At 65.3% G+C, this 8,172-nt stretch carries 6 protein-coding genes; 4 read left to right on the top strand and 2 right to left on the bottom strand.

Annotated features, from left to right (window positions below; all coding sequences use genetic code 11):
* Window positions 1–284 precede the first annotated feature (284 nt).
* On the bottom strand, window positions 285–1,967 hold the full coding sequence (locus R2834_23505) for a FlgD immunoglobulin-like domain containing protein (protein MEZ4703316.1): 1,683 nt from the start codon (window positions 1,965–1,967) through the stop codon (window positions 285–287).
* A 335-nt stretch (window positions 1,968–2,302) separates the two neighbouring features.
* On the opposite strand from R2834_23505, the gene R2834_23500 reads away from it, so the two are divergent.
* From R2834_23500 to R2834_23485, 4 genes are all read left to right on the top strand, one after another.
* On the top strand, window positions 2,303–2,515 hold the full coding sequence (locus R2834_23500; GenBank protein MEZ4703315.1) for a hypothetical protein: 213 nt from the start codon (window positions 2,303–2,305) through the stop codon (window positions 2,513–2,515).
* Between the two features lie 330 nt (window positions 2,516–2,845).
* Window positions 2,846–3,541, top strand: a complete 696-nt coding sequence (locus tag R2834_23495) for a DUF4956 domain-containing protein (GenBank protein MEZ4703314.1) — start codon at window positions 2,846–2,848, stop codon at window positions 3,539–3,541.
* On the top strand, window positions 3,538–6,156 hold the full coding sequence (locus R2834_23490) for a CotH kinase family protein (protein MEZ4703313.1): 2,619 nt from the start codon (window positions 3,538–3,540) through the stop codon (window positions 6,154–6,156). Before R2834_23495 ends, R2834_23490 begins: the two co-directional genes overlap by 4 nt.
* Window positions 6,131–6,868: a VTC domain-containing protein gene (locus tag R2834_23485; GenBank protein MEZ4703312.1), complete on the top strand. Its 738-nt coding sequence runs from the start codon at window positions 6,131–6,133 to the stop codon at window positions 6,866–6,868. Before R2834_23490 ends, R2834_23485 begins: the two co-directional genes overlap by 26 nt.
* Here R2834_23485 and R2834_23480 read toward each other — a convergent pair.
* Window positions 6,865–8,094, bottom strand: coding sequence for a Zn-dependent hydrolase (locus R2834_23480; GenBank protein MEZ4703311.1), 1,230 nt, complete (start codon window positions 8,092–8,094; stop codon window positions 6,865–6,867). The genes R2834_23485 and R2834_23480 overlap by 4 nt on opposite strands.
* Window positions 8,095–8,172 lie beyond the last annotated feature (78 nt).

The following is an 8,172-nucleotide window of genomic DNA, read 5'->3' as shown; positions in this document are numbered from 1 at the left end:
TCCCAACCGTTTCTTATGGGTGCATGGGGGCATTTTTACCGCAGAACCTCCCATACCCCCATACCCCCATACGCTCATACCGGGAGATGCTCACGTTTGAAGAGCATGCGATTGCCCTGCGGAGGGAACGCGGCCGGCTGCCCGTTCGGCAACACCCGGCGCAAACCGGGCGCCGGCGACCTGCGGCGCGCATAAAAAAACGGCGCGCCGGATGGAGCCGGCGCGCCGAATTCAGGGAGCATCGCTTGCAGTAAAACGTGGCGACACCCTACTATGCGTCAATCTTACTTCAAAAGCGTCATCACCCGGGATTGTGAGGCGTTTCCGTTGAAGGTGACCCGGTAGAGGTAGACGCCGGAGGCCACAACCTGACCCTGGCTATCGCGTCCATCCCACTGTACCTGGTACGCGCCGGCGGCCTGGGGAGCACTCACCAGTTCGGCGACCTGCTGCCCCAGCATGTTGAACACCGCCAGTTCCACCTGACCGCCCACCGAGAGGTCGTAGCGGATGGTGGTCGTCGGATTGAACGGGTTGGGGAAGTTGCCCTGGAGCGCGAAATGCGTCGGGGTTTCTCCCGGCAGCTTCTCGATGGCCACATCCCCTTCGACGGCCACGACGGGGCAGTTGACGAGCGCAGCACCGGGAGCGAGGATCGTTGCCCCTTCCGCGCTGGCCAGGTCGCTCACCAGATCGAACTCCGCGTTGTCGTAGATATTCACCACCCACAGCGGCGAGTACCCCTCGTCACCCGGCAGCGTCGCCACCACGTTGTGCGTCTGCGCGCTCCCTTCTTCCGTCTTGAAGCCCGAGGGCGGGCCGCCGTCCGGTTGATCCGGATTGATGTTGAACGTCACGTAGATGGGCGAAACTGGCACCGATCCGCTTTCGGGCGCCAGGGCGGCTTCGCCGAACTCGAAGTAGAACACCGCCTCGTCCTTGTACCAGCCGTTGACCAGGCCCGAGCCGTTCTGCGCGTTCAGCCGCGCGGCCGCCGCCGACCCTTCCGGCACGATCGGGCAGTTCACGATCACGTCGAGCGGTTCCATCGTGTAGCCGGCTTCGGTCAGCGCCGCCGCGCTCGTGATGGCGTTCGCCACATAGTTCGCCGGCACCGTGACCTTCACGGGCTGCCAGAAGTCGTTGTAGTTTTCATCCCCGGGGATGACGTCGACGATGTTATACTGGCCGGCCACCGGAGCGTCCTCGCCCTCGCGGAACAGCACGTAGATCGGCGCCGGCGCGGTCGGCTGCACGTCGAAGTTGTAGTAGCGGATGATATCGCCCGACGGACCGAAGCCCTGGGTGATGAAGGGGGCCATGTCGAAGTCGATCGCGGAGTTGGCCTCGGGCAGCCCGTTCGTTTCGTCCCGGATAAAGAGATGGCCGGCGTCCATGCTGAACCGGTCGATGGAGGCGCGCATCGCCGTCGTATGATCGGCGCCGTTGCTCGCACCGGGCGAAGGCGAGGCGACGACCCAGCTCTCGGCCGGCGTCGATCCCGTCCCGAGGAAGCTGAGCGTCTCGCCCATCATGGGCGCCGTGGCGAACGTGCCGGCGGTCCAGACGCCCGCGCCCACAGCCACCGTCTCGCGCGTGTGGCCGGCGGCGCCGTACTGGACATAGTCGAGCATCGCGTCCGAGTTGCCGAACTCGTTCGAGGCGTAGAGGCCCACCTCGCCGTCATCCGCCCCGACGGCGTCGAAGGCGACGACGAGGTAGCCGCCGGCGGGAATCATCATGGCCCCATCGAGCACCGTGAGTCCCGAAATCTGACTGTAGGCCGGGAAGTTGCACAGCCAGTAATCGGAGACATCGACGTCGGCATCTCCGGCGTTGTAGAGTTCCACCCATTTGGCGGACCCCTGGATATCGACGCCGGCGTAGCCGACCTCGTTTATTCGGATCTGGGCCTGTGCACTGCCGGCGAAGGCGACGAACAGGAAAAGAAGAAGCAATCGTTTCATAGTCTGGATGGATTGGTCTGATAGCCTAGCGTATCGAGGCGCGGTACCGGACATCGCCGTTTGACGCGCCATCCACCAAGATGAGGGACATCCCCACGCGTAAGTATCACAAATCGATAACAAGGGATCACAAAAGAAGAACATCTGCACAACATCCGGGCGGAAACCCTGAGGCGCGGTGTTTGTAACCAGCCTACACTTCCTTTCCGCCGGCGACCGATTCCCCCCTTCGTGCGACCGTCCGGCGCGCTCTCTTCTCGAACAAGCCTTTCAACGCGCACCGCGCGCACGGTACGATGCCCAACAGCGATGCAACGGGCGCCCGACCCCAACCCGTGGACAACGATGTCCTCGCGGTTTATCGGATGATGCCCACGACGGAAGTCGAGCAACTGCTCGAACATATCGAGTGGCTCGAACGCGAGCTGCAAAACGAAAAAAACATCCACAATTCCACCGAGGAAAAACTCAAACACCTGACGCGGCTCCTGAACCGGCACAAGCGCGACGTGGCGGCGGAACTGGAGCGGTTCGGTCGTCGGGGCTGACCCTCCGACATCGGGGCCGGATGCGCGTCCGGGGTTCCGCGCGTCTCCTCGAACACGGAGCCGGCGACCCCAATCGACGCCGGCATGCAGACTGGCACGTCATGTGCTTTGGACCGGCGCGGATACGTCGTTATGACGGATGCCGCGCCGTAACGGACGCGGCATGCGGACTGTCCGTGCAGACGGCGCGCCGGTACGAAGGGGTATACACGCGCCTCCCAACCGGCGCTATCGCACGATCAGCCCCCCATTCCCCGTTCAGTGGAACGCTCTGTTCCATCTGCGCGCGCCGCCCTGTTGCGGGTGCGCTCGTCATTCAGCCGATCACGCATGCCCGATTCGTTTCCCTCGTTCGAGGAATTTCTAGCCTCGCAGAGCGTTCAGATCTCGCTCTGGAATTTCACCCTCAACCTGCTGCTGGCCGCGATCCTGGGGGCCATCCTGGCCTGGTTCTACATCCGTTTCGGCACCTCGTTATCCAACCGCAGGCAGTTCGCCGGCAACTTTGTGCTGCTCGCCATGACCACCATGCTCATCATCAGCGTGGTCAAGGCCTCGCTCGCGCTCTCGCTCGGTCTCGTCGGCGCGCTCTCGATCGTCCGTTTTCGATCCGCCATCAAGGAGCCCGAGGAGCTGGCGTACCTCTTTCTGGTCATCGCCATCGGGCTGGGGCTCGGCGCCGATCAACGATGGATCACCATCGTCGCCTTTGGCGCGATTCTCGGCATTCTCTGGGTGATGCACCGGCTGAAAGGGGTCTCCGAGCCGGCCAATCTCTTCCTCACGGTGCGCAGCAACGGCAGCGGCAAGATCGGTCTGTCGCGCATCGTCGATGTGCTCGACCGGCACTGCCTCTCCCTCGAACTCAAACGGGTCGACGAAAGCAAGGAGCAGATCGATGCGGCGTTCGTGGTCAGCTTCAGGTCGTTTGCGGATCTGGAAGCCGGCAAATCGGAACTCCAGAAGCTCAACGACTCGCTCCATATCGCCCTGCTCGATAACCGCAGCCTCGGAGGCGTGTCGTGAAGCTGAAAGTGGCCCAGGCGCCCTCGCCCCTGCGCACGCTGCTCACGGGACGCACGCTCAGCATCGGCGGCGTCGTGGCCCTCATGGTCTGCCTTTCGGCGCTGACGTTCTGGATCGGCGCCCTGCTGACGCAGCGGCAAGCCTTCGACCCGGAGGCGACGGCATCGAGCCTGATGCAAGCTCCCGTCACCCTCGCCAACCGGGTCGAGAGCGCACTGCTGGCACGCCCCGAGCAGATCGCGATCGACATCAAGCACACCGATTTCCAGTGGATCGCCTATAAGCGCGAGACGGCGCTTCGCATGGGCCAGCTGATCGCGAGCGACGACGATTACGTCCCGGCCCGCCTGACGTCGAATGGAAAAACCTACGACGTCACGCTGCGGCTCAAAGGCGATCTGGTCGACCATCTCGCCGGCGACAAGTGGTCCTTCCGCGTCCATGTAAAGGGCGACCAGACGGTTTTCGGCATGAATACCTTCTCGATCCAGGACCCCGGCACCCGGAATTACCTGGCCGAATGGGTGTATCACCGGGCGCTGGAACGCGAAGATGTCCTGTCGCTCCGGTACGATTTCATTGGCGTGACGATCAACGGAAAATACATGGGCATCTATGCCCTGGAAGAGCACTTCGACAAACGCCTGATCGAACACCGAAACCGGCGGGAAGGCCCCATCCTGCGGTTCTCCGAGCAGCCGCTCTGGGACGACGTTTTCGATCTGACGGAATTCAAGGACATGGCGTCCGCGACGAGTTCGACGTTCGAGGCCACCTACATCGACGCGTTCAAGAGCCAGTCCATCCAGCGCGATCCCGTCCAGTACAACCAGTACCTCCACGCCCTGAGCCTGCTCACGGATTTCAGGAGCGGCGCCATGCCGGCACATGCGGTATTCGATGTCGAGCGCATGGCCCGTTTCATGGCGCTATCGGAACTGCTCGGCAGCAAACACGGGGCGGTGTGGCGCAACATCCGGTTCTATTACAACCCGATCACGGCACGCATTGAACCCATCGGGTACGATGCGCTTTCCGGGACGCAGATCGGCGCGATCTGGGCCTCCGGGAACGGATTCGACGCCTCGGACTACCCGGACGCCCTGCAACGCATTCTGCTTCAGGACACGACTTTTTTTGCGGCGTACGTCGGTGAACTCGAACGCGTGGCGGATCCGGCGTATTTCGCCGGCCTGCAGGAGGATCTGCGCGACGAATGGGTCCGCAAGGAGCGGATCGTCCATCTCGACAATCCCGAATACGCGTTCCCGTATGCCTCGGTGGACCACAACCGCCGGCTGATCGATTTCGGCCTGCACCCGGTGGACGCCCTCCGCGCGCACCTGCTCGGGCATGACAGCGGGTCCGTCCAACTCGAACTCGCCGCCACGCATTTTCTCCCGGTGTATGTGGATGCGCTCGCCCTGAACGACCGGGTCGTCAGCCGGCCCGCCGAACCGGCGTTCCTCCCGGCCCGAAACGACGGGATGACGGCCACGTTCTCGTCCGTCTCCTTCCCCCTTCCCGATTCGATCGCCGCCTCCGACTCGCTGCGCGGGCTGCTGACCGTCCGGTACCACCTGCTCGGGAGCGACTCCCTGAAGTCGACCACGATCTTCCCGTATCCCAGCGTCGTCCGCGCCCTGGTCGACGGCGATCCGACGCGCGACGAACCGAATGCGCATACGTTTCCGTTTCTGCGCATCGACGAGGCCGCGCGCCGGGTGACGGTGCCGGCCGGCGACTGGCGCGTCGGCGACATCATGATCCTGCCCACCGGCTACACCTTCCTCCTCGAAGCCGGCGCGCATCTCGACCTGTCGGACAGCGCCTTCGTGCTCGCGCGGGGACCGGTCGTGGCCAACGGCACCGAGGCCGATCCGGTGCGCTTCGGCTCTGCCGACAGCACCGGTCAGGGGCTGGTCGTCCTGCAGGCCGGCGAGGAATCGACGATCCGGCATGCCTTGTTCGATGGGCTGGGCAGCGCCGGGCGCGGCGCGTGGAATCAGACCGGCGCCGTCGTCTTTTACGAGTCGCCCGTCCGCATGGAGCACGTCGCGTTTACGCGCTCGCGCTCCGAGGACGCGCTCAACATCGTACGCACCCGGTTTTCGCTGGAGGATGCCCTTTTTCGCGACACCCGGTCGGATGCGTTCGACGGCGACTTCGTGGAGGGCGTCGTGCGCAACGCGCGTTTCGAGCGCCTCGGGAACGACGGCATCGACATTTCGGGCTCGCAGGTGCGCGCCGTGGGCATCCATGTGCGCGGCGCGGGCGACAAGGCGCTCAGCGCCGGCGAATACAGCGTGCTGGAAGCCGACAGCGTAACGATCGTCGGCAGCGCCATCGCCATCGCCAGCAAGGACAAATCGGTCGTCACCCTCCGCAACGCCTCCATCATCGACAGCCGGCTCGGCTTCGCCATCTTCCAGAAGAAGTCCGAATTCGGCCCGGCCTCCGCCGAGGCGTATAACCTGCGCATGGACGCCGTCGAGACCCCCCTGTTGCTCGAGACCGGATCGTCCCTGTTTATCAACGGGGCCCTGCAGCGCCCCACTGGAGATCGCGTAGGCGATCTGCTCTACGGTCATGTTTACGGCAAAGCTTCCGAGTAGCCTCCTCCCCGGCGTCGAGACCCGGCCGGCGGCGGTCGAACACGCTGAACCGCGCTACGAACGCAAACTCGTCGCCGAAGGGCTCGCGCGCCCGGAGATCGAGGCCATCCTGCGCGTCAATCACGGGCTCTTCCGCCCGATCTACGCCGGCCGGCACGTCAACAACATCTACCTCGACGACCCGACCCGTTCGAGCTACCGGCAGACCGTCGAAGGCGTCATGAACCGGATGAAGATCCGGATCCGCTGGTACGGTCCGCTCTTCGGCCGCGTCGCCGCGCCCCGGCTCGAGTTCAAGATCAAACACGGGCTCACCGGCCGCAAGGAACTGATCGCGTTGCCCGCCTTCGATTTCGCCGCGGAATGGCCGCCGGACTGGACCGACGCGATCGCGGCGCGACTTCCCGAGCCCTACCGCCTGCGGCTGCAGTGGGTGGAGCCGGCGCTCGTCAACCGGTACTACCGCACCTACTACCTGTCGGCCGACCGGCGCTTCCGCATCACGGTCGACACCGACCTCACCTTCCACGGCGCGTCTCCCCGAGGCCTGGACCCGCTCCGCCGCGCCGTCGACACCGGGCGCTCTATCGTGGAGATCAAATATGCCGTCGAAGACGCGGCGGACGCCGACCGGATCGCCGGGGCGTTCCCCTTCCGGATCTCGCGGTACTCGAAGTACGCGAACGGTCTGGATTTCGTCGGGCTGCGCTAGGCCACGCCGGCGGTGGCGAGCGCCGCATCCAGCAACACCTCCACGCCGGCCGCCAGGTGCTCAGGCGCGGTGTATTCGGTCACATCGTGGCTCACGCCGCCCCGGCTGGGCACGAACAGCATCACGGTGGGATACCGGGACGCCATGATCTGCGCGTCGTGACTCGCGCCGCTGATCATCCGCCGGCTCGCGTAGCCCCGACCGTCCGCCGCCGCCTGCACCCGGGCGATGAGCGCGTCGTCGAACGAGACCGGCTCGACGCGCGCCAGACGACGCAGCCGCACCCGCAGCCCCTCGCCCGCCGCCGTCTCGTGGACGAACGCCTCCACGCGCTGCTCGGCGGCGTCCAGCGCGCCGGCCTCGGGATGCCGCAGGTCGACCGTGACGATCGCCTCGCGGGCGATCACGTTGATGAGATTCGGAACGAGCCGAACCGAACCGACCGTGGCGCGCTGGGGCTCGCCGGCGGCAGCGGCCAGTTCGCGAACAAACCGGATGAGCGCGCCGGCGGCATATCCGGCATCGCGACGCAGCGCCATCGGCGTCGTGCCGGCGTGGTTGGATGCCCCCTCGAAGACGACCTCGGTCCACGACAGCCCCTGGACGCCCTCGACGACCCCGATGGTCAGGCCTTCGCGTTCCAGCACGGGACCCTGTTCGATGTGCAACTCCAGAAACGCCGCAATCGGTAGATGCCGCCATTCCCGATCGCCCGCGAAGGCGTTGCGGTCCAGGTTGTCGCCGATGGTCGTCCCGTCCACCCCGACGATCTCGCGGATGCCCTGCGCCTCGAGCTGCCCTGTCGCGTAAAGGCTGCCCATCATGTCCGGCATGAAGCGGACGCCCTCTTCGTTGACGAACGCCGCCACGCCGATCGGGCAGCGGGTGGCGATGTCTGCGTCGTTGAGAGCGGCCACGGCCTCCAGGCCGGCGAGCACGCCGAGGCTGCCGTCGAAGCGGCCCCCGGTGCCCACGGTATCGACATGCGAGCCGATCAGGACCATCGGCGCATCGGTCGTCCCCGCGCGGACGCCCAGCAGGTTGCCGATGGCGTCGATCGATACCTCCAGGCCCAGCCCGCGCATCCGGGCCTCGACCCAGTCGCGGCCGGCGCGGTCCTCCGGCGAAAAGGCCAGCCGTTGGACCCCGCCGCCCGGGATGGCGCCGATGGCTGCCAGGGCGTCGAAGGAGGCTAAAAAACGGGAACGATCGATGGGGAGCGGCATGGGGTGCGCGAATCCGGAGATAAATCCGTGGATGACGGAGGGCGATTCCTGAAGAATGCAGAATGCCGGCGAGGATTT

This window comes from Rhodothermales bacterium (genome assembly GCA_041391505.1).
GTDB lineage: Bacteria > Bacteroidota > Rhodothermia > Rhodothermales > JAHQVL01 > JAWKNW01.
The sequence above is the reverse complement of the archived record's forward strand: the minus strand, read 5'-3'. Positions and strand labels throughout refer to the sequence as shown.

What these genes read in the sequence shown, in the direction of transcription:
- R2834_23480 (MEZ4703311.1), bottom strand. Translation starts at nt 8,094, where the DNA reads ATGCCGCTCCCCATCGATCGTTCCCGTTTTTTAGCCTCCTTCGACGCC.
- R2834_23505 (MEZ4703316.1), bottom strand. Translation starts at nt 1,967, where the DNA reads ATGAAACGATTGCTTCTTCTTTTCCTGTTCGTCGCCTTCGCCGGCAGT.
- R2834_23495 (MEZ4703314.1), top strand. Translation starts at nt 2,846, where the DNA reads ATGCCCGATTCGTTTCCCTCGTTCGAGGAATTTCTAGCCTCGCAGAGC.
- R2834_23485 (MEZ4703312.1), top strand. Translation starts at nt 6,131, where the DNA reads ATGTTTACGGCAAAGCTTCCGAGTAGCCTCCTCCCCGGCGTCGAGACC.